The following is a 23,721-nucleotide window of genomic DNA, read 5'->3' as shown; positions in this document are numbered from 1 at the left end:
TCCGGGATGGCTGCCATGACTGAATCGATGCCTCTGTATGTGCTCGCCGATGGCGCGCAGTTTCCCGCTAACGTTGCCTCTCTGGTGGCGCAGGCTCCGGAGTGCCGGAACGTGTATGCCGGAATGCCGGAAGAGCGGGCGGAGAGCGCGTCGCTGTTCCTGGCGCGCGTCGGCGAGGGCCAGCCGGCGTGGATGACAGAGCTGGATCGACTGGATCAGCAGATGCCGTGCATCTCATTGATCCTGAGCGATGCCGGCATCGACGCCATGGCGATGCATCTGCAGCAGTTTCTGATTGCCGACCTGGGCGACAAGATGTCTGCGCTGGTGCGCTACTTCGATCCGCGCAATCTCGCTGCCTTCCTGAACGTTTTTGGTCCGGAGCTTGCCGAGAAGTTGACGCGGCCTATGTATCAATGGAAGTACCGCGGGCACTCGCGGAAGTGGAACGGCATAAACGGTGGCGCTGAGTACACCGCAGTGCAGGACGCCCCGGTGGCCATCAGCCTGGATCAGCGGCAACAGGATTACCTGATTGCTCACTGCGAGCCGGATCAGGTGCTGTTCAGCCTGATTCAAGGCGGCGTAGTCGCCGGCGCAGGGCTATATGCGGAGCGCTTTGAAGACTTGCTGCATCGATATCGGCGCGTTGCAGCCTGGGGGCTCACGGAGACGATGTGTCGGCTGCGGTATTGCGAGTACAGCTATCGGTATGGGTTCGATTTCGACGAGCACCCGGAGGTGCGGACGGCGCTGGAAGCGAGATGGCGCGAAGGCGGTTCGTTCATTGAAAGCGTTGACGCATTGCCGGATCACGTATGGACGGAGTTGCTGCATAAGCGCCAGCGTGGTGCCGGACACAACGGTGAGTGAAATGTGCGTACAGCGTTGGCTGGCAGAGATGTCCGAAGCCCGGGGACTGGCTAGGACGCGAGGGTGGTTCATTGAGAGGAGATGCGTCGCGATGAGGACCCGGGAGATATGCCGTGCGCTGGTGGCCTTGCTAGTACTGGCCCTTGCGGCTTCACTGCAGGCGTGCAAGGAGCGTACTGCAGTGCCCGCCGAAGCTCGCGATGTGCCGGCCCTCGCCGATCAGAACGTAGTGAACCCAGGCGGCGTAAGCGGGCTGAACTACACGCCTCACTATATCGTGGGCTTCGGCATCGCCGGTGAGAACGGCATGAGCGGGGGCGGCCCCAACATCTGGCGCGCAGAAGGTGACGGCCCTGCCGGGGGAGGGGCGGAGACGTGCTGTATCGGCATTCCGGAAGTATGGAAGCCAGACATGAAGATAACGATCCGCTGGGAGGTGGAGAAGGTTCCGGATGGCAAGACGCCAGGGATTCACTACATGGCAGTTGCGAAGGTTCCGCAGTACTCAAGAGACACTGGCGGCATGTGGGCGATTTTCTTGCCAAATGATCGAGTCAAGGTGATGGTGAATGATGGGAATGCCAGCGGCCACAACAGCCTCAACGTGCGGCCCGGCGACGATGATCCGTACGTCGCTCAGGGGGTGGTGGACGAACCGGCGAACCGCGAGGCTGCAGAGCGCCGCTGCAAGTATCCCGTGCTACCGACAGATTGCCCTGCAGGGAGAGCGAAATGTGCGTACTACGTTGGCCAAAGAAGATGCCGAAGTCCGATGGACTGGCTGAGAGCGAGGGTGGTTCATCGACAGTAGGGACATCGCGATGAGGTTCCGGATGACAAGTCGTGCGCTGGTGGCCCTGGTCATGCTGGCTGTGGTGGCAGCATTGCCGGCGTGTACGGAGCGTACTGCAGCCCCCGCCGAAGCTCGCGCTGCCTCGGTGCTTGCCGATCAGAACGTGGTGAATCCAGGGGGCGTAAGTGGGCTGAATTACACGCCTTACTACATTGCGGGCTTTGGGATCAGCGGAGAGAACGGGATGAGCGGGGGAGGGCCGAACATCATGCCCGCAGCCGATGAGCGGCCGGCAGGCGGCGGGAAGGAAACGTGCTGCATCGGCATACCGGAGGTGTGGCAGCCCGGAATGAAGATCACGATCCGGTGGGAGGTCGACAAGGTGATGGACGGAAAGGCCGAGACCGTGCATTACAAGGCGTTCGGCGAGATTCCTCAGTACTCAAGGGAGACAGGAGGTATGTGGGCGATATTTTTGCCTAACGATCGAGTCAAGGTGATCGTGAATGATGGAAACGCCAGTGGCTACAACAGCCTAAACATCCGACCTGACGACGGCGATCCATACGTAGTGCAGGGCAAGGTGGATGAAGAGGCCAATCGCGAGGCGGCGGAGCGTCTCTGCAAGTATCCGGTGTTGCCGACAGACTGTCCCGAAAGGAGAGCGAAATGAGCATACTACGTTGGCCAAAGAAGATGCCGAAGTCCGATGGACTGGCTGAGAAGCGAGGGTGGCTCATTGACAGTAGGCACGTCGCGATGAGGTTCCGGACGACAAGTCGTGCGCTGATGGCCCTGGTCATGCTGGCTGTGATGGCGGCACTGCCGGCGTGTACGGAGCGTACTGCAGTTCCCGCAGAAGCTCGTGATGCTTCGGTGCTTGCCGACCAGAACGTGGTGAACCCAGGCGGTGTGCGCGGACTGAACTACACGCCCCACTATATCGTGGGCTTCGGCATCACCGGCGACAACGGCATGAGCGGAGGCGGTCCCAACATCTGGCGCGCAGAAGGCGACGGCCCTGCCGGGGGAGGGGCAGAGACGTGCTGTATCGGCATTCCGGAAGTATGGAAGCCAGACATGAAGGTAACAATCCGCTGGGAGGTGGAGAAGGTTCCGGACGGCAAGACGCCGGGGATTCACTACATGGCAGAAGCCAGGATTCCTCAGTATGCAAGAGAGACGTCAGGCATGTGGGCAATCTTCTTGCCAAATGATCGGGTGAAAGTAATGGTCCGGGACGGGAATGCGAACGGGCACAACAGTGTCGAGACTCACCCTTCAGATGATGACCCTTATGTTGTACAGGGCGTGGTGGATAAAGAGGCTAATCGTGAGGCCGCGGAGCGCCGTTGCAAATTTCCGACGCTGCCAACCGATTGCCCTGCGGGGAGAGTGAGATGAACGTACTGCGCTGGCCGAAGAGGACGCCGGAGACGGAGACTGGTCGCCTGCCCGACAGTGCTGAGGCCTATAGCCTGGGTTGCGGCAAGGTAGCCGATCCACAGTGCAGCTGCGAGAGGACGCTGCATATCAGCCTCTTCTTCGATGGCACTAACAATAACGATGACGTCAAGAATCCTTGGCGCGATGCGAAAAGCCAATCGCATACAAACGTCGCGCGGTTGTTCACCGCTGCGATAGACCGACACGAGCAGGATGTCTTCAAGTACTACATTGCTGGCGTTGGCACGCCGTTTCCCGAACTGGGGGAGGAAACATGGCACATCGGGAAAGTCCTTTGCAGTAGGCTTTTCCAAACGCTGTGCCTGGGCGTACACGCGGGTGATGATTGCAATATACGAATCGATTCTGGGAACCAAGGAAGCGGTGCTGATGAGCGATCCTGAAGCACGCCGAATTTGTGAAGCGCTCGACGTCGGGAGAGCTTCGCCGGATTTGATGCGGCGAGAGAGCATGCTGAGCGCTGCACAGCAGAACCGCAAGGACGATGGCCAGCGCAACCGCGTCGTCAAGAGGGCGTGGATCAACGTCTTCGGCTTCTCGCGTGGCGCCGCCGAGGCCCGCGTCTTCGTGAACAAACTCATGAAGGAATGGGCACCGGATGAAAAGATCGTCGGCAGCATTCCCTATGAGGTGAACTTCGTCGGTCTGTTCGATACCGTGGCCTCGGTCGGGCCGCCCGATTCCGTCAATAGTGTGATCAAGTCCGACAAGTTCGATGGACACTTCGCATGGGCCATGAGCGGGAATCTGAACATCCCGGCCGCGGTCAAGCGTTGCGTGCATTTCTTCTCCATCCACGAACAGCGCATGAGCTTCCCGCTGGACACCGTGCGCATGGGCAATAGCTACCCGCAGAACGCAGCCAGGCTGCTTGAAGTCGCCTATCCTGGCGTGCATTCTGACGTAGGCGGCGGCTATGTTGCGGGGGAGCAGGGCAAGGCGCGCCTGGGGGATTCCGACAAGCTGAGTCGGATCCCGCTGCACGACATGTATATCGAGGCGCTGAAGGCCGGCGTTCCCCTTATGCTGCATGACAAGATCAAGGAGTCCGTCCAACTTACCAGGGATTTCCAGATAACGCCGCAAGTTGCCAAGGCATTCAACGCCTGGCTCGACAAGGTCATCCCCATCAGAACCGTGGAAGACGCCATGGAGTTCGGCATGCGGCAGAACCTGATGTGGCGGACCTTGCGCGCGCGAATCGGGACCGGGAGCTATCTTGCCAATCAACCCTTCTTTGCCGCCTGCCGGCAAGACAAGCTCACCCCGAATCAGGTCGAGAAGGAGCACAAGAAGGTGGCGAAGCAGGACGATGTATTGCAACGCCTTCGACGCGAACAGCAGGATCTGATGCGCGAAAGCGGAGAGATCGCCTCTGAGGTGGAGAGTGCTGGCTATCGTGGAGACATCAAAGCCATGCTCGCCGGTTCGGCGCAGATGCGGGCTGTACAAGCGAAGTTGGTTTCCAAGCGACTGGAGATTCAGCGCCGGGAAGAGGTGCTCTATGCGCAGGTTGCGGGCAAGAAGCCGGAGGACGCCCGGCCGGGCGAAGGCGCGGACGAGATCGTCACCAATGACCAGACTGATTTGCTGGAAGGCGCGGAGGACTTTCGTCTTCTGCTGGCATCGCTGCATCCGGATCAACGTGACAAATGGCAGGCCAGCATCAAGACGATTTCTCGGCCAGCGACGCTTGGTCAGGTCGCGAAGGGACTCCCATTCGGCATTGCGGGTCCAATTCTCACTAGTACGGCCGGAGCCATGACGAACTCTGGCCCACACCTGTGTGTCTTGCGCCAGAATCGTCCGGCCTCGGACTCCAGCCTGGTCGCTCTTGTGAAGTCGGACGTCCGCGTGATGTACGCAGCAATCGCGGCTTATGCACCCGAGGACGACGTGGTGCTGGAGCATGCCCCGGAAATGGGGGACTACCTGCGCAAGTGGACGTCTGCAGCCGCTGTGGACCAGTTCGCCATTCAGGAGAAGGCGGCGATCAAGCTGTTCGACGACTACATCCACGACAGCCGGGCGTGGTTCCGGGTCCCGAATTTCCATGAGTACGCACCAGGCGGCTACGGCTGGGCGCGGACGTTTTTCGTTGGCAACGATACCCGGGTGCGTCACCTCGGCATCAAGATGCCAGGCACGCTTGACGCCATGCGCGACGCGGCCAATGCCGTCGAGAAGAAGGTCAGGGCTACTCGCGATGCAACGCTTGATGCCGTGGGCGATGCTGCAGCAAAGGGCGTCGACGCGATCCTGGACGGCGCGGCGGCAGAAGGAAGACGCGTTCTCGAGAAAGTCTTGCCGACCAGCTTCCCAGTTCCACGCCTGTAGCCAGGCCCAGGCGACGGCAAATGCATCGTGCTTTCCCGATCCTATTCACTCACCAGCCTATCTATCCATGACCATGCACCACAACTCACAACAACCCTCCTTCGCCTTTGTCGCAGCATCCTGGTCGGCGCTGCTTGCTGGCTTTCTGGCATTCCTGATCGGCCTGTTCAATGCCGATATGCAACTGAATGAGCGCGGCTACTACTTCACCGTGCTGGTCTACGGCCTGTTCGCCGCTGTTTCGGTCCAGAAGAGCGTGCGCGACAGACTCGAGGGCGTTCCCGTGACGGGCATCTACTACGGTTTGAGTTGGCTCTCGGTCATTCTGGCGGTGCTGTTGCTTTGTGTCGGCTTGTTCAATGCAACGCTGGCCCTGAGTGAGAAGGGCTTCTATGGCATGTCGTTCGCACTGGCACTGTTCGGCGCCATTGCGGTGCAGAAGAACACGCGCGACATCCAGGCGGCCAGGCCGACCATCATCGAGCCGGAGTTGTTCCGTCTCCAGGAGGATGGCGCAAGCAAGCAGACCGATGCCTGATGGCTGAGGACGATATCAACGGTCGCGTCCATGCGGCAGGGCTGGCAACACCATCTTCAGAAGAATCCATGGAAATACTCGGCTATATCTGCCAGGGCGATACAGCGACCTGTGGCGCGACAGTGGAAGAGGGATCGCCGCAGGACACTGCTGACGGCGGTCGCGCTTATACCTTCCAGGGGGCGCGCATGCGCTGTGACAAGGCGTGCGTGATCGTGGGCGGCGTGCGCGGTTCCACATTGTCAAATGGCCGACCTCAGGTCGTGCATGGCATGTTGACCAGCAACGGCTGTAGCTTGATCTCCAAACTCAATGGGACGGACGGTGAACGCGTTTGAGCAGCGCCGGACGGCAGATCCGGGATGCCGGCGGCGCAGGGCTCTGTGCCGCCTGGCCGGGATCCTCTGGCTGACAGGGGTGGTACTCGTCGGATGCTCCACGGCACCTGCCAGGAACGAGCAGATGAGGCTTGATCTGGCCATGCTGGCCAAAGACACCGTCAACCCCGATGACAAGGGGCGGGCGTCGCCGGTCCTGGTTCGTGTGTACGAACTCAAGACGGAAAACGCCTTCGAGAATGCCGACTACTTCACGCTCGAAAAGGCTGACAAGACGCTGCTGACGCAGGATCTGCTGGTGCGCGACGAGTTCATTCTCCGCCCCGGCGAATCTCGTGACATCGAGCGCAAGCTCAATCCGGACACGCAGGCATTGGGGTTCCTGGTCGGGTACAGGGAGCTTGGCAAGGCGACATGGAGAGCGGTCTACAAGTTGCCCCCCGCCCCTGAGGCCGCGTGGTATCGCGCGGCCATCCCCGCACGCAAGATCAAGCTGCAAGTCTCGTTGGACCAGCAGTCCATTACCATTTCCAAACGTGATTGAAGCCATGAGCTGGTACAACAAGGTCGTCTGGAGCGAAGGGCTGTTTCTGCGCCCGCAACTTTTTCAGCAGCAGGAACGCTATCTTGAGCACTACGCGCATAAGCGCAGCGCGGCGCTCAGTCCGTTTTTCTGGGGCTTTCATCATCTTGCGATTGATGCCGAGGCACTGTCGCTTGGCAAACTGGTCGTGTCGAGCGCAGCTGGCATCTTTCAGGACGGCACGCCTTTTGATGCCCCGGCGCATGCCGCGCTGCCCGCGCCACTCGCGCTCCAGCACGAACATCTGAATCAGACCATCTATCTGGCGGTCCCGATTCGGACGCCCAATGCGGAAGAGACGAACTTCGAGGATGCCGCGGATTCGCTGGCACGGTACCGGACTTTCGAGCAGGAGTTGCTGGACGCCAATTCGATCGCGCAAGGGCCGAAGCTGGTGCAGCTGGCGGATTTGCGTCTTCGGCTGTTGCCGGAGAAGGAGCTTTCCGAGTCCTGGCTTGGCCTGCCGCTGACCAAAGTGGCAGAGATTCGGGCAGATGGGAGCGCTCGGCTGGATTCGGCAGTGATTCCGCCGGTCAATGTGTACACGGCCAGCGCATTGCTTCACACGTGGCTTAACGAGATCCACGGCCTCTTGCACCTGAGGGCCGACGCGATGGCCGAGCGCCTGTCGGCTGCCAGCATGCGAGGCGGCGACGCGGCCGAGGTGTCGGAATACCTCATTCTCCAATTGCTGAACCGATACGAGCCGATCCTGACCCACCTGTTGGCCGCTAAGGCTGCTTCACCGGAGGTGATCTACCTGCATCTGGCTGCGCTGTCGGGTGAGTTGTCGACATTCGTGCGCACGCAGACCCGCCGACCTGCGGAGCATGCCGCCTATCGGCACGACGCCCCGCATCTGTGCCTGAAGCCGTTGGTGGACGATCTCCGCCTTCTGCTCAATGTAGTCCTGGAGCGGGCCGCGCAACGGATCGAGATCAAAGAGCAAGCGCACGGCGTGCGCCTGGCGGTGCTTGATCCGATTGAACTTGGCCGCTTCGCCACCCTTGTATTGGCGGTCACTGCCCAGGTTCCTGCCGATCTCCTGCAGCAGCAGTTTCCTGCGCAGACCAAGGTAGGGCCGTCCGAGCGACTGCCGGATCTGATCCGGTCCCACCTCCCCGGCATTCCCCTGCAGGCATTGCCGGTGCCGCCACGGCAGATTCCGTTCAACGCCGGCTTCGTCTACTTTGAACTGTCCCAGCAACACCCGCTCTGGGAGCAGGTCGAGCGCTACGGTGGGTTGGCTCTCCATGTGGCAGGCAGTTTCCCTGAGTTGCGCATGGAATTGTGGGGAGTACGGCAGTGAAGCCCGATACACGCGATACAGAGGCTGTTGCGTCCAGCGGTGCTCCGAGTCCATGGATGGAGGCGTTCTCCAGCGTGCCGCCAAGTGGAACATCGCAGCCCGCGCGTACGGAAGAGGCGGAAGTCCGGCCGATCATGCGCAAGCCGGTCGAGCAACGGGTAGCTGAAATCGGCCACGCCACCAACCCGCTGCTGGCGGCTGCGCGCCCGTTGCTGCGGGCCCTGGCCGATATGCCCATGGACTTTCAACCGGCACAGGGCGAACGGTTGAAGGAAGTGCTGGTGCAGGAAGCGAGGGATTTTCAAGCCGTCTGCGAACGCGCCAATATTCGTCGCGAGCATATCCTGGCCGCGCGCTACGCTCTCTGTACGGCGCTGGACGAAGCAGCGAACGGCACGCCATGGGGGCAGCATACCTGGGCAAATAACAGTCTCCTGATCCAGTTGCATGGCGAGAACGATGGCGGCGAGCGCGTGTTCCACTTGCTTGGCCGGCTCGTTGAACGGCCCGCCGAACACATCGACGTGATCGAAGTGATCTACCACGTCCTGTCACTCGGCTTCCTCGGCCGATATGCCGGCCACACTGACGGCCATCGTCAACTCGACGCGATCCGGCAACGCCTCCTGCACTTGATCAGCGGAGCACGCGAAAGCGTGCCGCGCGACTTGTCGCCGCACTGGCGGGGCGCCGACGCCGGGCGGCTCAGCCTGCTACGCACGGTGCCGGTATGGGTCACGGTGTCGGTGCTGGCACTGGCGGTGTTTGGCCTGTTCGCCTGGTACAAGTACCAGCTCTTGTTCCGCACCCACGATCTCGAGCAGCAGATACTTGCCATCGGCAAGGCAGCACCACCGGAGCCGCCTAAGTTACTGCGCCTTGCAGCGTTGCTCAAGGACGAGATCGCGCGTGGCGTTGTCAGCGTACAGGAGGATGCGGCGCGCAGTGCCGTAACGTTCCGCGGTGATGACATGTTTGGCGGCGGCCGCGCCGAAGTCAGCGACAGGATCCTGCCGTTGCTGGACAAGGTGGCTGCGGAGATCAACAAGGTCACCGGCAAGGTGACGGTGATCGGTCACAGCGACAACGTTCCCATCAAAACGGCCAGGTACCCGTCAAACCAGGTGCTGTCGGAAGAGCGCGCTGCGACAGTGACCGAGTACCTGGCCAGCAAGGGCGTCGCAAAGAGTCGCCTTGAAGCGATTGGTAAGGGCGATTCCGAGCCGCTTACCGACAACAAGTCGCCAGCCGCCCGGGCAAGGAATCGCCGGGTCGAGATCGTGGTAACGCAGTAATCGGGGTCAAGGTCAAGGCATGGAATTCCTCAAACGTATTGGTGCGGTGTTGTTCTCCCGGCAGACGCTCGCTCTCATTGCCGGGCTTATGGTCGCGGCTGCCATCTGGTTTATCGGGCCGCTTCTCGGTTTCAACGGCATGCATCCGCTGGCGGGCATCGGCGCGCGCGTCACGCTGATCGTGCTGCTGCTGGCGCTGACACTGTTCTGGTTGCTTGGCTGGCCGGTCTCCACCATCGGAGTCGCCGCGCTGTGCCTGCTGATCTGGCATGCCGGCCCGTTGCTGGCCATTGGTGCCACGCATCCGCTGAAGCCTGATTCGATGCGTATTCTGCTGATCGCGGCGATTGTGTTTGTATTTGCCGCGTACCTGTTGTACCTGCTTTGGCAGCGCGCACGCACGGACAAGACCTTGGTCGAGAGCCTGCTGAACTTTGGCGGCAAGCGGCAGGAAGTCGTGGCCAGGGATGAAATCGCCAAGCTGAATGCGGCTATTCAGACTGCGCTGGGGCAGCTCAGGAGCATGCGCACCGGTAGCCGGATTGCTCGCCTGTTCGAGGGCCGCCGCTATCTCTACGAACTGCCCTGGTACATGATGTTCGGCGTGCCGGGGGCCGGCAAGACGACAGCGTTGCTGAATGCCGGGCTGCAATTCCCCATCGCGGAGCAGATGAGCCTGGCGGCCCGCGCGCGGCATGGCACCGAGCAGACGGATTGGTGGTTCACCAATGAGGCGGTGCTGATCGACACGGCAGGCCGCTACACCGCGCAGGAAGCGGGTTCGGCGATCGACCCGGCAGAATGGAAGGGATTCCTCGGCCTGCTGCGCAAATATCGCCCCCGCGCCCCGATCAACGGCGCGCTGGTGACCATCAGCGTGGAGGACCTGCTTCGGCACTCCAAGGAGGCGCGGGTGGCCGAAGCGTCCAGGATCCGGGCACGCCTGGCCGAACTGCGCGAGGAGTTGGGTATCCAGTTTCCCATCTACGTGCTGGTGACCAAGCTCGACCAGCTCGCCGGTTTTGCCGACTACTTCCAGTACCTGACCAGCGAGGGGCGGTCGCAGCCCTGGGGCTTCACCTTGCCCGTCGCGGCGAAGCGGCGGCGGGGACAGCCCGCTGTGGATGTCTCCGCACTGTGCCGGGAGGAGATGCGGTCTCTGGTGACGCGGTTGGAGACGGGGCTGGACGGACGGCTGTATGAGGAATTTGACCTGAGCCGGCGCAAGGCGCTGTACGCCCTGAGCGATGAGCTTGCGAGCGTGACAGAACCGCTTGTCGCGATGCTGGAGCAGATATTCCTGGATTCGCGGTACGACGATACCGAGCGGAACGCAATGCTGCGCGGCGTGTACTTCACCAGCGCCGCGCAAACCGGGGAGGCGGTGGTCGCGGATGCGGGTACTGTCATCAGGCAGGTGCGCGGCACGGGACAGTCCGGTACCCAGGCTGCCGGCGCAGCCACGGATCAGCCCGCCGGCAACCGCAGCTACTTCCTGCAGGATGTCTTCAAACGCATCATCGTGCCGGAAGCCCACATGGTGAAGCCAAACCTGCGCTGGGAATTCCGCTTCCGCCTGCTGCGCCTGCTCGGGCATGCGCTGGCGTTGGTGATCTTCCTGTGGCTGGTGGGGGCGTTATATGCCAGTTTCGGCCATAACCGCAGCTACCTTGACGTGGTGCAGGAGAAAGCCAAGGCGCTGGCCGCCACGGTAACGGCGTTTTACAAGAAGCCGCAGCCTGATTCGATGCCGGAGGTGTTGGGAGCGGCCCGCGACCTGCCTGCCTACGCCGGCCTGGATCTGGTCAATCCTTCTGCCGACTGGCGCTACGGCCTGTACAGCGTGGCGCCGGTGCTGGGCGCCGCGACCTTGACCCATACCAGGTTGCAGGACAACCTGCTGGTGCCGTACCTGGTGCGCCGGGTCGAAGCGGTGCTGTCAACGGCGGTCAGTCAGCGCGACGCCAAGCAGGCCTACGACACCCTGCGGGTCTACCTGATGCTGCATGACAAGGACAAGTTCAACGCATCCGACGTGCGTAGCTGGGTGCGCAGCGACTGGGCGACGGGCAACGGGGCGGATGCCTTTGGTGGCCGCGTGGCGGTGCTGGAGCATCTGGACAGCCTGCTCGATGGCAGCCGGCCGGTCTTGTCGCCCTACGCAAAGAACGAGGCACTGATCCGCTCGGCGCGCGATTTCCTGGACAGCGATACCTCGGTCGAACGCCTGTATGACCGCGCCAAGGCGGCCATGATGGAAGAGGCACCGCAGGATTTCACGCTGGTGCGCGCGGTCGGTCCCCAGGCCGGCACGGTCTTTACCCGGGCCAGCGGTGAGCCGCTGGAGCGCGGTATTCCGGGGCTTTTTACCTATGCCGGCTACCACGACCTGTTCAATGTCCGCTTGCCGGAGTTTGTCGCCAGGGCGCAGGCGGTCGACATTTGGGTGATGGGGCGTGGAACAGGGCCTGGCGCTCAAAAAAAAACGGCTGACAATGCCGTCGGCCGGCTCACGGGCAATGATCCGCTCACGCGCGAGATCCGGCGCCTTTACCTGAGCGAATATGCCCGGAACTGGGAGAAGTTTCTGGGTGACATCCGGACCGTGACGGGAAGCAACCTGGCCTTTGACCTGGAGATCCTGCGCAACTTTGCCGCGCCGGATTCACCGCTTGCCCGGCTGGGCAGGGCAGCGGTGCAAGAAACGACGCTCAGCCGCCCGCTCGAGCCCGAGGAAAAGTCCCTTGCGGAGAAGGCGTTGTCAGCGCTGGACAAGAAGGCCGACAAAACCAGTGCTCTGAGCATGCGTGCCGAGGCCCGTCAGGAACGCGAGCTGGTCGATAACCGCTTCGCCGCGCTGCGCGAAGTGGTTACCGGCCAGGCCGACGCGGCGGCGCCAGGCGCGCGGGACACCGCCGGCAAGCCGCAGCTGGATGCGATTGCCGGCATCGTCAATGCTTACTACACCAGTCTGGTAGTGGCCAATAACGCGCTGAGCACCCGGAACCTGCCGCCGCCCGCGGACGCAGGCGAGCAGTTGCGCATGGAGGCGGCGAAGTTGCCGGCACCCTTCCAGGCGGTGCTGGCCGACCTGGTCGTGCAGGGCGCCAGGGACGTCAACAAGGGCGTGGGCGATATCCTGATTGCGCAGATGGACGCCGTCATCGGCGAGAGCTGCCGCGGCGCCATCGACGGCAAGTATCCGTTCACGCCGACGTCGATGCAGGACGTGGACCCGGAAGACTTTGCGCGCGTCTTCGCCGCGGGCGGAGTGCTGGACGACTTTTTCCAGAAGGTGTTGGCGCCGCACGTGGATACCACCATCTCGCCTTGGCGCTACAAGTTGACCGCCCCCGACGTGCCGCCCGTGGCTGGCCCGAGTCTGGTGCCGTTCCAGCGCGCCAGGGAAATCCGGGAAGTGTTCTTCCGGGATCCGGGAGCGAAGAAGATGGCCTGGAAGGTGGACCTGAAGGTGGTGGAACTCGATCCCGAAATCGTCGAGCTGAACATGGACTTCGACGGACAGAGCCAGCGTTACGTGCACGGTCCGGTCATCCCGCTCAAGGTGACCTGGCCGGGACCGCGGGGCGGGCAAGGGGCTGAGATCACTGCCAGCCCCCGGATTCGTCCGGATACCTCGACGCTGGCCGCCAACGGCCCGTGGGCCCTGATGCGGGTGATTGCCAAGGGCAGGCTCGCCGGCTCCGCTAGCGCCAGCCACTTCATGGCCGAATATGACTTCGACGGCCGCAAGGCGAAGCTCGATATCAATACCGGCAGCCTCGCCAACCCCTGGACCACCGGGCTGCTGCAGGGCTTCCAGTGTCCCGGGAGGTCCGGGTGATCACGGCGCCGTCGATTTTCGGCAAGCTGCCAGCGCTGGGAGACTTTGTCCGCCACAATGCGTCGCTGGACCAGGTGCAGGCGTGGCGGAGCTGGTTCGATCATCGGGACGACGAATTCCCGGCGAGGGCGGCGTCGCATTCCGCGGGCGGCAGCGTCCGGCATTGGCTGCACCTGACCCCGCCCAGTCTCTCGGTTCAGTCCCGCTTGCGCCCGTCTGAACCATGCCTCTTCATCCTCCGGCCGCGCGGCCTGCAGTTTCCCAGCGAGAGCAGCTACCTGCTCGGTGTCCTCGCTGCATCGCATGACCGGGTTGGGCGCCGCTATCCGCTGGTGGTCTGGCAGGCCGCGAGCGCGCAATGGGCCGGTCATATCCTTGCCGCGCCCGCGCAGTGGCTTACCGATTTGGTGCAAATCGTGCACGACCACACGCGCATGGCGGGCCGAACCGGCCTGGCTGCCGCGGTAGATGACCTCTGGGCCCGCCACCGGCCTGGTTGGCGGGATCGTATCCAGCTTTCGCTCAGGCGGCTGGCCGATGCATCCCGGCCTGGCGCGTCAAGCGACGGCGTTATCGGGCCAAAGTCAACGCGAGACGACTGGCCCCCGGGCCTGTTGCGCGATGGCAGCCTTGGCAGCGTTTGGCAGTCCGCTGCGCACTGCGCTATCGAAATTGACGGCGTTGCTTCCATTCGCCGGATCGCGGCCGGACTCTGATCCTTCCTCCAGGGGGGAATCTTCTGCCAGCGCCATCACCGACGGCTTACCTCAGCCTCAACGGCTCCAGCAATGCCCCGTCATACTCTCCTCGCGAGATCCGTCCAAGCTCCAGCATCCGCTGCAGGATATAAACCTGCCGCTGCCGCGCCCGCCTCGGATTCGCCACCGGATTATTAGCCGACGGCGCCTTGGGCAGCCCGGCAAGCATCGCACACTCAGCCAGCGTCAACTGATCCAGCCGCTTGCCAAAGTAAGTCCGCGCCGCATCGGCAAAGCCATACGCCCCCTGGCCCAGGTAGATCTTGTTCATGTACAGCTCCAGGATCTCGTCCTTCGTCAGTGCCTTTTCGATCCGGTATGACAGCAGCACCTCGTACAGCTTGCGGGTATAGGTCTTGTCCCGCGACAGGTAGAAATTGCGTGCCACCTGCATGGTGATGGTCGATGCCCCCTGCGACAGCTCGTCCGACAGGTTGGCAACGCCGGCACGGACGACGCCGATGTAGTCGATGCCGTCATGCACGTAGAAGCGCTCATCCTCGATCGCCACCACGGCGTCGGTCAGCTCGCGCGGGATCTTGCCGATGGGCACGTAGTCGGGCGTGTGGCGGAAGGCGGTGAGGGCGTCGAGCGACGGCAGCTGACGGTTGGCGGCCAGGATGGCGATGGCGGCCAGCAGCGCGCCGCCGATCACGGCGAGCACCAGCAGCTTGATGAAGGCGGACCAGAGGCTTTTCATGGCACGTATTGTGCCAGCCGTGTGCGGCAGGGTGCGAGTCCCGCCGCAGGCGGCGTCTTCAGGCCGTGGGCACGGCCACGTTGAGCGAGTGCGCTAGATGGCCGGATCAAAGCCTCGACTTCGGCGCTCTGCCAGTCCAGGCCCAGGTCCGCAGCGGGTTGTCCGGCTGGATGGTGCCTCCTCAGACCCAGCCCAGCCAGCGCCAGTAGGTGGCTGCGAACAGCAGCATCATGGCGTAGCCGATGATCGTCACGGGGATGCCGATGCGCGCGAACTGGCGGCCGTTGAAGGTTTCCGTGCCCAGGCACACCATGTTCTGCGGCGCGTTGATCGGCAGGATAAAGCCGAAGCTGACGGTAAAGCCCAGCAGCATGGTCATGCCCACGCGGTTGATGTCGCCGGGCAGTGTCTGCAGCACCGCGATCAGGATTGGCAGCAGTGCCGCGGTCAGCGCGGTGGCGCTGGCAAAGCCGAGATGGATCAGGATCAGGAAGGCCGACAGGATCGCAAACACCAGCAGCGCGCCGTGCGCCGCCAGCCCGGAGTGCGTGACCACGAACTGCCCCAGCCACTGGCCGGCGTTGGTGGACAGCAGCGCCGTGCCCAGGCTGATGCCGACGCCGAACACGATCAGCGTGCCCCACGGCGTGCGTTGCTGCATGGTCTTCCAGTCCATCACGCCGATGCGCGGCATCATCAGGATCACCAGGCCGACGAAGGTCACGGTGGCGGTGTCGAAGCTGTGCAGCTTGCCTTCGGTGGCCCAGAACAGCAGCAGGCCCAGCGATACCGCGGCCAGCCGCTTCTGCGGCGCGCTCATGGGGCCGAGGGCCGACAGCTCGCGCTGCACGGCTTCCTTGCCGCCGGGGATGGCGTCGGTTTCGGCGGGCAGCAGCAAGCGCACCAGGAAATACAGCACCACCGACATTGCGATGGCCCATGGCGCGCCCGCGATCAGCCATTGCAGCCAGGTGATGCGCTCGCCCAGCAGCTTGTCCATGAAGCCCACCGTCAGCAGGTTCTGCGCCGCGGCAGTCTGGATGCCGACGTTCCAGATGCTGGTGGCCTGCGCCACCGTGATCATGATGCCGGCGGCGATATTGGACTTCTTGTCGACGCCGAACGCTGCAATCACGCCCATCATGATCGGCACCACGCACGCACTGCGCGCGGTGGCGCTGGGCACCACCAGGCTCAGCGCGATGGTGACGGCGATCGTGCCGATCAGGATGCGGCGCGTGCTGGTGCCAATGGCAGACAGCGTCACCAGCGCGATGCGCCGGTCCAGCCCGGTCACGGTCATCGCCGCGGAGATGAACAGCGCCGCGGCGACCAGTGCCAGCGCAGTGTTGGAGAACCCGGCCAGCGCCATGCCGAGCGCTTTCGAGGTGCCGTACTGCACCGAGGGGTCGTTGACGGTCGGCGCAAAGCCGATCAGCCCCGCCATCAGCGAGGTGATCATGATGGCGCTGGTCTCATATGACACCGCCTCGGTGATCCACACCACGATGGCGAAGGCGAGGATCGCCAGCATGCGCTGGCCGGCGACGGTCAGGCCTTCGGGCTGCGGAATCGCCAGGACCGCCAGCAACGCGGCAACGGCGGCGAACAGGCCCCAGTGCAGCGTGAGTTTCGGCGCCGGCACGACAGCCTGGGCAGCCGCGGCGGAAGGGGCGGAAGGGGGGGAGGCGGAAGTATCTGTCATCGCCGGCATCCTTGGTTGGTGGTCCTGGTCGGTACCCGGGTGCACCTGGCTCGGACGGCTCTCGGCGGACAGTGCGGCGCGCCGGCGCTGGGACAGCGCGGCCGGCAGGACAGGCAGGTGTCGGTCGCGAGACGGCATCCGTGTGCGGTGTGCCCGGAGCGGCCTCGCTGCTGGCGTGGCCGCCGCGTTCGACATGATAGGAATTTTCCGACCGGCAGCCGGCCCTGTCGAGGGCGATCCCAAGCTATTTCCGCCCGCCATGAGCAGGATCAAGTCCACGCATGATCAATGGATACCCGAGTCGCCGCAGGCGTCATACCAGTGAGAAGCTCGCCACATAAGGCTGGCGGCGGTGTGTGTGCGCAAGCGCGCCACCAGGGCCCCGGCCGGGTGATGCATGAGCGGGAGTGATCTGAAATAATTGGAGCCGACCATGAAGGTTTTAGTACGTGGACTGAAAGCAGGCCTGGACGCGGCGGCACTGCGCGAGGCGCTGGCGCGGTATGCGAAGATCCGTTCGGTGGAACTGGTGGAAGCGGGCGACCCGAAGCACCCGTGGGCGTGGGTCGATATCGATGCCAGTGCGCTGACGGTGTGGAAGCTGGTGGCGCGGCTGGACCGGCGCTATATCGCCGGCTGCCACCTGCGCTGGCATGTGCCGGCGTACCGCGCGCGCTGAAGCGCCGGCACGGCATCGGCCCGCATCGCAAGGACAATCGGGAAAGAACAATGATCAAGTGGCTTCAACGCGCAGGATGCCTGTCCGCCCATGCTGTCGTGCCGCAGGCTGCGGCCGCGGCCAGCGTGCAGGGCCGGCATGACCTGGCATTCGACACCATCAGCAATGCGCGCGACCTGGGCGGCCTGGCCGGCGCGGGCGGACGCCGCGTGCGCCAGGGGCGCCTGTACCGCAGCGGCAACCCCGCGCTGGCCAGCGCGGCGGACCTGGAGCGGCTGCAGGCGCTCGGGCTCGACATGGTGGTGGATTTCCGTTCGCCCGGCGAGAAGTCGCCTGAAGAGGCCGCCTTCGGCCAGCGCTTCCACTGGGTGGCGGCGCCGGTGCTGGAGGGCAGCATGGCGATGGACGTGCTGATGCCGCGCCTGCGCGCCAGCACGCCGGCACAGATGGATGCCTTCATGCTGGAGGTCTATGGCGACTTCCCGGTGCGCTACCGCGACGCCTTCGCCGGCTTCATGCGCACCGCGCAGGGCGGCAAGACGCTGCTGTTCCACTGCACCGCCGGCAAGGATCGCACCGGCTTTGCCGCACTGTTGTTGCTGGCGGCGCTGGGCGTGGCGCAGGACGATATCCTGGCCAACTACCTGGAGTCGAACCAGCGCAATGCGCAGTTCAACCAGTCTGCGCTGGCGCGCATGGCCGGGCTTGGCGTGGCCCCCGCAGTGATGACGCCGCTGCTGGAAGTCCGCGCCAGCTATCTCGATGCGTCGATGCAGGCCATCGACGCGGGCTGGGGCAGCGTCGACAACTACCTGCGCGACGCGCTCGAAGTGGACGTCGCGCAGCTGCGCGGGCACTACCTGGCAGGCTGACTCAGAGCTGCCCGCATCCGCGCAGGATGCGGGCGGTGTTCAGCGCAATCATCCCTTCTTCATCGGTCGGCAGCACCAGCACCGGCACGCGGCTGTCGTCGCGGCTGATGCGCTGGCTGTTCTCGCCGTTGGCGCCGCCGTCGAGCGCGATGCCGAACAGGCCCGCCAGGTGTTCGCAGGTGCGTGCGCGCACCGGCGGCGAGTTGGCGCCGATGCCCGCGGTGAACACCAGCGCGTCAAGGCCGCCCAGCGTGGTGGCGAGCTTGCCGATCTCCTGCGCGGCGCGGTAGGCGTAGAAGTCCAGCGCCAGCCGCGCGCGCGGCGCATCGCTGGCCAGCAGCGCGCGCATGTCGCTGCTCACGCCTGACAGTCCCTTCAGCCCGGATTCCTGGTACAGCATCGCCTGGATCTCGGCCGGCTTCATGCCCTGCTGCGCCAGCCACAGCAGCGCGCCGGGATCGACCGAGCCGCAGCGCGTGCCCATGGGCAGGCCGTCGAGCGCGGTCAGGCCCATGGTGCTTTCCACGCTGCGGCCGTTGCGCATGGCGCACAGGCTGGCGCCGTTGCCCAGGTGCGCCACGATCACGCGGCCCTCGGCCAGGTCGGGCGCGACCTGGCGCAGCCGGCGCGCGATGTACTCGTACGACAGTCCGTGGAAGCCGTAGCGCCGGATGCCGCGCTCGTAGTACGCGTAGGGCAGCGCCATCAGCTGCGCCAGCACGTCGTGGCCGGCATGGAAGGCGGTGTCGAAGCAGGCCACCTGCAGCAGGTCCGGCACGGCTTCGCGCACCGCGCGGATGGCAGTCAGGTTGTGCGGCTGGTGCAGCGGTGCCAGCGGCACCAGTGCCTCCAGCTTTGCGATCACCTCGTCGTCGATGCGCACGGCCTGCGCATAGTCGGCGCCGCCATGTACGACGCGATGGCCGATCGCCACCGGCGGGTTGTCGCGCAGGCCCACGCTCAGTACCAGCCGCACCAGGCGGAAGGCGGCGTCGTGGTCGGCCACCTGGGCCTGCGGGAAGGTCTCGTCGGCGACCACGCGCCCGTCGGCCATGCGCGCGGTCAGGCGCGGCGCCACGCCGATGCCCTCGATCTGGCCGTGCGCGCTCAGCACCGGGTTGATGTCGGCATTGCCATGCGCGGCGTCGGGCACGGCGTAGACCGAGACCTTGACGCTGGACGAGCCGGCGTTGACAACGAGGATGACGGGATGCACGGCGGGATGGATGGCGGTCACGCTGGAGGGACTCCCAAGTGGTTGCGCAAGGGCTGCACGGGCACGGCTCAGACCTGCGCCGCGGCTGCGGCGCTGCGGCGCGCATGGGCCAGCAGCACGGCAATGGCGCAGCTGCCGATGCGCGCGCGCACGCTGTCGGCCCGGCTGGTGAGGATGATGGGCACGCGCGCGCCCAGCACGATGCCGGCGGCTTCGGCGCCGGCCAGGAAGGTCAGCTGCTTGGCCAGCATATTGCCCGCTTCCAGGTCCGGCACCAGCAGGATGTCGGGGTCGCCGGCCACGTCCGAGTCGATGCCCTTGGTGATGGCGGCCTCGCGGCTGATGGCGTTGTCGAAGGCGAGCGGGCCGTCCAGCATGCCGCCGGTGATCTGGCCGCGCCGTGCCATGGTGCACAGCGCCGCGGCGTCGATGGTGGAGGGGATCTTGTCGGTGACGGTTTCCACTGCCGACAGGATCGCCACCTTGGGCTGCTCGATGCCCAGCATGCGCACCAGGTCGATGGCATTGCGGCAGATATCTGCCTTCTCGTTGAGCGTGGGGAAGATGTTGACCGCCGCATCGGTGATGAACAGCGGCTTGTGGTAGCGCGGCACGTCCATTGCGAACACATGCGACAGGCGCCGCCCGGTGCGCAGCCCGCTGGCCGTGGCAGTGACCGCGTGCAGCAGCTCGTCGGTGTGCAGGCTGCCCTTCATCAGCAGCTCGGCGTCGCCGGCGCGCACGGCTTCGACCGCGCGTTCGGCCGAGTCGTGGCTGTGCGCCGTGTCGATGACGATGGTGTTGCCCAGCGCCATGCCGTGCTCTGCCGCCACCTGCCGGATGCGCGCGGCAGGGCCCACCAGGATCGGCACGATCAGGCCCAGTTCCGCCGCTTGCAGCGCGCCGCCCAGCGAGGCGGCGTCGCACGGATGCGCCACCGCGGTGGGGATGGGCGGCAGCCCCGCGCAGCGCGCCAGCAGTGTGGCGTATTTGTCCGGCGCGTCTGCGGCGGGCGCGGCAAGTTCGGACATGGCGGACGTGGCAGGCGAGGCAGCGGTCATGACGATGTTCCGTGAGCGAGGGAGCGGCTAGGGTACCCGGCCCGCGTCATTGCGTCGAGCCTGGCGCCGGCCGCGCGCGGGTGCGCGATTGCTGCAATGCGCAAAGCGCCCTGCGCCAGTATAGGCGACGAGTCTTTCCAGTCGATGACCGCGCGGCGCGCCGCCCCAGCGCCATCGAGGAGCGGCCGTTCAACCTGCTGCGCCGCATCGCGCGCGAACAGCAGCAAGCCACCGGGCAATCCGGCGGCCAGGCCGACCTGGCTGCGTTCAAGACCGCGGTGCGCCAGCAGAGCTTTATCGTCAGGCTGGATCCGCAGCGCGCGATCCGGGCACTGCCGGCACTGGTGCCGGACCGCGAGACCCGCCGCAAGCTGATGGTGGCGGTGCATCGCGTGATGACGGTCGGGGGCCCGCTGGCAGGCGAGCGGCTGGGGCGTTATCGGGAAGTCGCCGACGTGATGGGGACGGGTCATCCGCGCGAGGTTGCCGACTCAGCCGAGGGGGATGAGGCCGCGCACCAGGACTGAGTGCGCCGGACCGATCCGCAATTCGGATTACCATAGCCGCGTCTATGACTCCATTGCGGTGCCGGCCACCGGCACCCGACATCCATGCTTGAACTCCAGGGAGCCATCTGGTTCCGCTCCGGCTCGCAAGACTGGGGCGGCAAGGACCGCATCGCGCTGCTCGCCGCCATCGGCGAACACGGCTCGATCACCGCGGCCGCGCGCGCGGTCGGCATCAGCTACAAGGCCGCGTGGGACGCCATCGATGCCATGAACAACAGCGCGGGCGAGCCGCTGGTGGTGCGCGCCGCCGGCGGCAAGGGCGGCGGCGGCACGCACCTGACCGCGCGCGGCGAGCAACTGATCCGCACCTATCGTGCGCTGGAAGATGAACACCAGCGCTTTGTCGCGCAGCTGTCGCTCCTGGGCGAAGGGGCGGCCGACGATATCCACCTGATGAGGCGAATGATGATCAAGACCAGTGCACGCAACAAGCTGTTCGGGCGCGTGGCCAGCGTGCGCGGCGGCGCGGTCAATGACGAGGTCGTGCTGGAACTGCCCGGCGGGCAGCAGATCGTGGCCACCATCACGCATGAAAGTGTCGAAACGCTGGCGCTGGCCGAGGGCGCGGAGGCGTTTGCGCTGATCAAGGCATCGTCGGTGCTGGTGGGGCTGCCCGATCCGGGGATGCGGCTGTCGGCGCGCAACCAGCTGCCGGGCGTGGTGTCGCGCGTGATGCCTGGCGCGGTGAACGCCGAGGTGGTGATCGAGCTCGACGGCGGCGGTACGGTTGCGGCGATCGTGACCAATGGCAGTGTGGAAGCGCTGGGGCTGCAGGTGGGGGTGGCTGCGCTGGCGGTGTTCAAGGCGTCAAGCGTGATCCTGGGTGTAGTGGCGTGAGGTAGTCCTGCGGCAGGAATGGGAAGGTGGGCGGGCATGGCGGCTGCCCCCGGCGTGCAATAATAGCCACCCAAAAAAACAGCCGTTCCATATCCAATGCACGCCGCCCTGGCCGGCTTCTCCCTCGGTCTTTCCCTGATTCTTGCCATCGGTTCCCAGAATGCTTTCGTGCTGCGACAAGGGTTGCGGCGCGAGCATGTGTTCTGGGTCTGCCTGGTGTGCGCACTTTCCGATGCGCTGCTGATCCTGCTGGGCGTTTCCGGCTTTGCCGTGATGATCCGCGAGCTGCCCTGGCTGGGTGCGGCGATGCGCTACGGCGGCGCGGCTTTCCTGATCTGGTATGGCGCGCGCAGCTTCCTGGCCGCGTGGCGCTCGAATGCGGTGCTGGATCCCAGCGACGCCGCGCCGCGGCCGCTGGGCGCGACGCTGGCGGTATGCCTGGCGTTCACCTGGCTCAATCCGCATGTGTATCTCGATACGGTGATGCTGATCGGCTCGGTGTCGACGCAGTTCGCAGGGAATGCGCGCGAGTTTGCCGCGGGTGCCATGACCGCGTCGTTCCTGTTCTTCTTTTCGCTGGGCTATGGCGCGGCGCTGCTGCGGCCGGTGTTTGCACGGCCGCGCGCGTGGCAGGTGCTGGAAGTGGTGATCGGCATCACCATGTGGGTGATTGCCGCGCGGCTGCTGCTGGGCTGATTAAAAGGAGACAGACACATGCCAAGAAACGTCGAGATCAAGGCTCGCATTGACAGTATCGAAGCCGTGCTGCCGCATGCGGCAGCGCTGGCCGACAGCGGTCCCGAATACATCCGCCAGGACGATACCTTCTTCCCCTGTGCCAACGGCCGGCTCAAGCTGCGCGAGTTCGCGCCCGACCGCGGCGAGCTGATCTTCTATGCGCGTGCCGACGAGGCGGGGCCGAAGGAGAGCTTCTACATCCTGTCGCCGACGCAATCGCCGGAAACCCTGCGCGCCGCGCTGGCCGCGGCGCATGGCGAAGGCGGGCGGGTGCGCAAGCTGCGCACGCTGTACCTGGCTGGCCGCACGCGCGTGCACCTGGACCGGGTCGAGGACCTTGGCGATTTCCTGGAATTGGAAGTGGTGCTGGCCGAAGACGAGCGCCTGGAGAACGGCGTGGCCGAAGCCCACGCATTGCTGGCGCGGCTGGGCATTCCCGCGTCGAGCCTGATTGAAGGCGCCTATGTCGACCTGCTGCGCGCGGCTCAGGCCACGCGCGCCGATACCGGCGCGTAGACCGGTGGATGGTGGCGGCTGGTGCCGCTGCCGAAGATGCGGCCCTCGCGGATTTCCAGCACGTGGTCGCCCAGCGCCTCGACATCGGCGGGATCGTGCGAGATCACCAGCATCGGCACATCCAGGCTGGCCTGCAGCGTGCGCAACTCAGCGCGCATGCGCGCGCGCAGCGCGGGGTCGAGCGCGGAGAAGGGTTCATCCAGCAAGACGATGTCGGGCTGCGCCACCAGCGCGCGCGCCAGTGCCACGCGCTGCTTCTGGCCGCCGGAGATCTCCGCCGGGTAGTTGCCGACGATGTCGGCCAGGCCGAAGGCATCGATCCAGCGCTGCGCTTCCGGATGCACGGCGCCACGGCGCGGGTTGCGCCAGCCGCGCGACAGGCCGAAGCCGATGTTCTGGCCCACGGTCAGGTGCGGGAACAGCGCATATTCCTGGAACAGGTAGGCCACGCGGCGCTCTTGCGGGCGCACGTCGATGCCGGCGTCGGCATCGAACAGCGTGCGGCCGTTCAGCACGATGCGGCCGCTGTCCGGTGCCAGCAGGCCGGCGATGGCGCGCAGCGTCAGGCTCTTGCCGGCGCCCGAGGGCCCGAACAGCGCAATGCGCCGGCTGGCCGAATCGAAATCGATATCCAGTGCAAAGTGGCGGTCGGCCGAGACCATCTGCTTGCGGATGCTGACGTGCATGCTCATG

24 protein-coding genes are annotated in these 23,721 nt (G+C 64.8%); 19 read left to right on the top strand and 5 right to left on the bottom strand.

Going from position 1 to position 23,721, the window contains the following annotated elements; translation table 11 throughout:
* The first annotated feature begins 15 nt into the window (after nt 1-15).
* From AC3WLF_RS05235 to AC3WLF_RS05175, 13 genes are all read left to right on the top strand, one after another.
* A complete protein-coding gene (locus AC3WLF_RS05235) occupies nt 16-873 on the top strand; it encodes a DUF4123 domain-containing protein (protein WP_492352258.1) in 858 nt (285 codons plus the stop codon).
* Nucleotides 874-1,054: 181 nt separating this feature from the next.
* Nucleotides 1,055-1,684 (top strand): DUF3304 domain-containing protein, encoded by a 630-nt coding sequence (locus AC3WLF_RS05230; RefSeq protein ID WP_492357914.1) that lies wholly within the window; start codon nt 1,055-1,057, stop codon nt 1,682-1,684.
* Nucleotides 1,685-1,706: 22 nt separating this feature from the next.
* Nucleotides 1,707-2,339: a DUF3304 domain-containing protein gene (locus AC3WLF_RS05225; RefSeq protein ID WP_492340238.1), complete on the top strand. Its 633-nt coding sequence runs from the start codon at nt 1,707-1,709 to the stop codon at nt 2,337-2,339.
* Nucleotides 2,336-3,070: a DUF3304 domain-containing protein gene (locus AC3WLF_RS05220; protein ID WP_492340239.1), complete on the top strand. Its 735-nt coding sequence runs from the start codon at nt 2,336-2,338 to the stop codon at nt 3,068-3,070. The genes AC3WLF_RS05225 and AC3WLF_RS05220 overlap by 4 nt, the downstream gene beginning before the upstream one ends.
* Complete coding sequence (locus AC3WLF_RS05215; protein WP_492357913.1) at nt 3,067-3,516, top strand: hypothetical protein; 450 nt, start codon at nt 3,067-3,069, stop codon at nt 3,514-3,516. The genes AC3WLF_RS05220 and AC3WLF_RS05215 overlap by 4 nt, the downstream gene beginning before the upstream one ends.
* Nucleotides 3,503-5,470, top strand: coding sequence for a T6SS phospholipase effector Tle1-like catalytic domain-containing protein (locus AC3WLF_RS05210; protein ID WP_492357912.1), 1,968 nt, complete (start codon nt 3,503-3,505; stop codon nt 5,468-5,470). Before AC3WLF_RS05215 ends, AC3WLF_RS05210 begins: the two co-directional genes overlap by 14 nt.
* A gap of 67 nt (nt 5,471-5,537) precedes the next feature.
* Nucleotides 5,538-6,008, top strand: a complete 471-nt coding sequence (yiaA, locus tag AC3WLF_RS05205; protein ID WP_492317570.1) for an inner membrane protein YiaA — start codon at nt 5,538-5,540, stop codon at nt 6,006-6,008.
* Nucleotides 6,008-6,346, top strand: a complete 339-nt coding sequence (locus AC3WLF_RS05200) for a PAAR domain-containing protein (RefSeq protein ID WP_492317569.1) — start codon at nt 6,008-6,010, stop codon at nt 6,344-6,346. The genes yiaA and AC3WLF_RS05200 overlap by 1 nt, the downstream gene beginning before the upstream one ends.
* On the top strand, nt 6,333-6,890 hold the full coding sequence (tssJ, locus tag AC3WLF_RS05195; protein WP_492317568.1) for a type VI secretion system lipoprotein TssJ: 558 nt from the start codon (nt 6,333-6,335) through the stop codon (nt 6,888-6,890). Before AC3WLF_RS05200 ends, tssJ begins: the two co-directional genes overlap by 14 nt.
* Nucleotides 6,891-6,894: 4 nt before the next feature.
* A complete protein-coding gene (gene tssK, locus AC3WLF_RS05190; protein ID WP_492317567.1) occupies nt 6,895-8,238 on the top strand; it encodes a type VI secretion system baseplate subunit TssK in 1,344 nt (447 codons plus the stop codon).
* A 56-nt stretch (nt 8,239-8,294) separates the two neighbouring features.
* Nucleotides 8,295-9,533, top strand: a complete 1,239-nt coding sequence (tssL, locus tag AC3WLF_RS05185) for a type VI secretion system protein TssL, long form (protein WP_492356818.1) — start codon at nt 8,295-8,297, stop codon at nt 9,531-9,533.
* Nucleotides 9,534-9,552: 19 nt separating this feature from the next.
* Nucleotides 9,553-13,377 carry a type VI secretion system membrane subunit TssM gene (gene tssM / locus AC3WLF_RS05180; RefSeq protein ID WP_492352261.1) on the top strand — a complete coding sequence of 1,275 codons (3,825 nt, stop codon included), beginning with the start codon at nt 9,553-9,555 and terminating at the stop codon, nt 13,375-13,377.
* Nucleotides 13,374-14,093 (top strand): TagF domain-containing protein, encoded by a 720-nt coding sequence (locus tag AC3WLF_RS05175; protein WP_492352262.1) that lies wholly within the window; start codon nt 13,374-13,376, stop codon nt 14,091-14,093. Before tssM ends, AC3WLF_RS05175 begins: the two co-directional genes overlap by 4 nt.
* A 46-nt stretch (nt 14,094-14,139) precedes the next feature.
* Here AC3WLF_RS05175 and AC3WLF_RS05170 read toward each other — a convergent pair whose 3' ends face one another.
* A complete protein-coding gene (locus AC3WLF_RS05170; RefSeq protein WP_316153245.1) occupies nt 14,140-14,835 on the bottom strand; it encodes a transglycosylase domain-containing protein in 696 nt (231 codons plus the stop codon).
* Between the two features lie 181 nt (nt 14,836-15,016).
* Nucleotides 15,017-16,540, bottom strand: coding sequence for a DASS family sodium-coupled anion symporter (locus AC3WLF_RS05165; protein ID WP_492352263.1), 1,524 nt, complete (start codon nt 16,538-16,540; stop codon nt 15,017-15,019).
* A gap of 433 nt (nt 16,541-16,973) precedes the next feature.
* Here AC3WLF_RS05165 and AC3WLF_RS05160 point away from each other — a divergent pair, with 433 nt between their 5' ends.
* Both AC3WLF_RS05160 and AC3WLF_RS05155 read left to right on the top strand, forming a co-directional pair.
* Nucleotides 16,974-17,219: a hypothetical protein gene (locus AC3WLF_RS05160; RefSeq protein WP_010811526.1), complete on the top strand. Its 246-nt coding sequence runs from the start codon at nt 16,974-16,976 to the stop codon at nt 17,217-17,219.
* Nucleotides 17,220-17,269: 50 nt separating this feature from the next.
* Nucleotides 17,270-18,091, top strand: a complete 822-nt coding sequence (locus AC3WLF_RS05155; RefSeq protein WP_492357911.1) for a tyrosine-protein phosphatase — start codon at nt 17,270-17,272, stop codon at nt 18,089-18,091.
* Between the two features lies 1 nt (nt 18,092).
* Here AC3WLF_RS05155 and AC3WLF_RS05150 read toward each other — a convergent pair whose 3' ends face one another.
* Complete coding sequence (locus tag AC3WLF_RS05150; protein ID WP_492317561.1) at nt 18,093-19,328, bottom strand: acetate/propionate family kinase; 1,236 nt, start codon at nt 19,326-19,328, stop codon at nt 18,093-18,095.
* Nucleotides 19,329-19,375: 47 nt separating this feature from the next.
* A complete protein-coding gene (locus tag AC3WLF_RS05145) occupies nt 19,376-20,338 on the bottom strand; it encodes a phosphate acetyltransferase (protein WP_492352268.1) in 963 nt (320 codons plus the stop codon).
* Nucleotides 20,339-20,379: 41 nt separating this feature from the next.
* Between AC3WLF_RS05145 and AC3WLF_RS05140 the strand changes: the two genes are divergently transcribed.
* From AC3WLF_RS05140 to AC3WLF_RS05125, 4 genes are all read left to right on the top strand, one after another.
* Nucleotides 20,380-20,895 carry a hypothetical protein gene (locus AC3WLF_RS05140; protein WP_492357910.1) on the top strand — a complete coding sequence of 172 codons (516 nt, stop codon included), beginning with the start codon at nt 20,380-20,382 and terminating at the stop codon, nt 20,893-20,895.
* Between the two features lie 84 nt (nt 20,896-20,979).
* Nucleotides 20,980-21,774, top strand: coding sequence for a TOBE domain-containing protein (locus AC3WLF_RS05135; protein WP_492317559.1), 795 nt, complete (start codon nt 20,980-20,982; stop codon nt 21,772-21,774).
* A 96-nt stretch (nt 21,775-21,870) separates the two neighbouring features.
* Nucleotides 21,871-22,470 (top strand): LysE/ArgO family amino acid transporter, encoded by a 600-nt coding sequence (locus AC3WLF_RS05130; protein WP_013955713.1) that lies wholly within the window; start codon nt 21,871-21,873, stop codon nt 22,468-22,470.
* A gap of 18 nt (nt 22,471-22,488) precedes the next feature.
* The gene (locus tag AC3WLF_RS05125; RefSeq protein WP_492317558.1) at nt 22,489-23,028 is read left to right on the top strand and encodes a class IV adenylate cyclase; all 540 of its coding nucleotides are present in this window, start codon (nt 22,489-22,491) and stop codon (nt 23,026-23,028) included.
* Here the strand turns inward: AC3WLF_RS05125 and AC3WLF_RS05120 are convergent.
* A complete protein-coding gene (locus AC3WLF_RS05120) occupies nt 22,998-23,720 on the bottom strand; it encodes an ATP-binding cassette domain-containing protein (protein WP_492317557.1) in 723 nt (240 codons plus the stop codon). The genes AC3WLF_RS05125 and AC3WLF_RS05120 overlap by 31 nt on opposite strands.
* Nucleotide 23,721: the final 1 nt, after the last annotated feature.

Source organism: Cupriavidus sp. FW306-01-F10A (assembly GCF_058782785.1).
This window is presented reverse-complemented; position numbering and strand designations above follow the sequence as displayed.

Excerpts from the sequence above, each read along its gene's own strand:
- AC3WLF_RS05225 (WP_492340238.1), top strand. The coding sequence starts at position 1,707 with ATGACAAGTCGTGCGCTGGTGGCCCTGGTCATGCTGGCTGTGGTGGCA.
- yiaA (WP_492317570.1), top strand. The coding sequence starts at position 5,538 with ATGACCATGCACCACAACTCACAACAACCCTCCTTCGCCTTTGTCGCA.
- tssL (WP_492356818.1), top strand. The coding sequence starts at position 8,295 with ATGGAGGCGTTCTCCAGCGTGCCGCCAAGTGGAACATCGCAGCCCGCG.
- AC3WLF_RS05135 (WP_492317559.1), top strand. The coding sequence starts at position 20,980 with ATGCTTGAACTCCAGGGAGCCATCTGGTTCCGCTCCGGCTCGCAAGAC.
- tssM (WP_492352261.1), top strand. The coding sequence starts at position 9,553 with ATGGAATTCCTCAAACGTATTGGTGCGGTGTTGTTCTCCCGGCAGACG.
- tssK (WP_492317567.1), top strand. The coding sequence starts at position 6,895 with ATGAGCTGGTACAACAAGGTCGTCTGGAGCGAAGGGCTGTTTCTGCGC.
- AC3WLF_RS05220 (WP_492340239.1), top strand. The coding sequence starts at position 2,336 with ATGAGCATACTACGTTGGCCAAAGAAGATGCCGAAGTCCGATGGACTG.
- AC3WLF_RS05200 (WP_492317569.1), top strand. The coding sequence starts at position 6,008 with ATGGCTGAGGACGATATCAACGGTCGCGTCCATGCGGCAGGGCTGGCA.
- AC3WLF_RS05210 (WP_492357912.1), top strand. The coding sequence starts at position 3,503 with ATGAGCGATCCTGAAGCACGCCGAATTTGTGAAGCGCTCGACGTCGGG.
- AC3WLF_RS05125 (WP_492317558.1), top strand. The coding sequence starts at position 22,489 with ATGCCAAGAAACGTCGAGATCAAGGCTCGCATTGACAGTATCGAAGCC.
- AC3WLF_RS05120 (WP_492317557.1), bottom strand. The coding sequence starts at position 23,720 with ATGAGCATGCACGTCAGCATCCGCAAGCAGATGGTCTCGGCCGACCGC.
- AC3WLF_RS05165 (WP_492352263.1), bottom strand. The coding sequence starts at position 16,540 with ATGACAGATACTTCCGCCTCCCCCCCTTCCGCCCCTTCCGCCGCGGCT.
- AC3WLF_RS05160 (WP_010811526.1), top strand. The coding sequence starts at position 16,974 with ATGAAGGTTTTAGTACGTGGACTGAAAGCAGGCCTGGACGCGGCGGCA.
- AC3WLF_RS05170 (WP_316153245.1), bottom strand. The coding sequence starts at position 14,835 with ATGAAAAGCCTCTGGTCCGCCTTCATCAAGCTGCTGGTGCTCGCCGTG.
- AC3WLF_RS05155 (WP_492357911.1), top strand. The coding sequence starts at position 17,270 with ATGATCAAGTGGCTTCAACGCGCAGGATGCCTGTCCGCCCATGCTGTC.
- AC3WLF_RS05130 (WP_013955713.1), top strand. The coding sequence starts at position 21,871 with ATGCACGCCGCCCTGGCCGGCTTCTCCCTCGGTCTTTCCCTGATTCTT.
- AC3WLF_RS05145 (WP_492352268.1), bottom strand. The coding sequence starts at position 20,338 with ATGTCCGAACTTGCCGCGCCCGCCGCAGACGCGCCGGACAAATACGCC.
- AC3WLF_RS05215 (WP_492357913.1), top strand. The coding sequence starts at position 3,067 with ATGAACGTACTGCGCTGGCCGAAGAGGACGCCGGAGACGGAGACTGGT.
- AC3WLF_RS05235 (WP_492352258.1), top strand. The coding sequence starts at position 16 with ATGACTGAATCGATGCCTCTGTATGTGCTCGCCGATGGCGCGCAGTTT.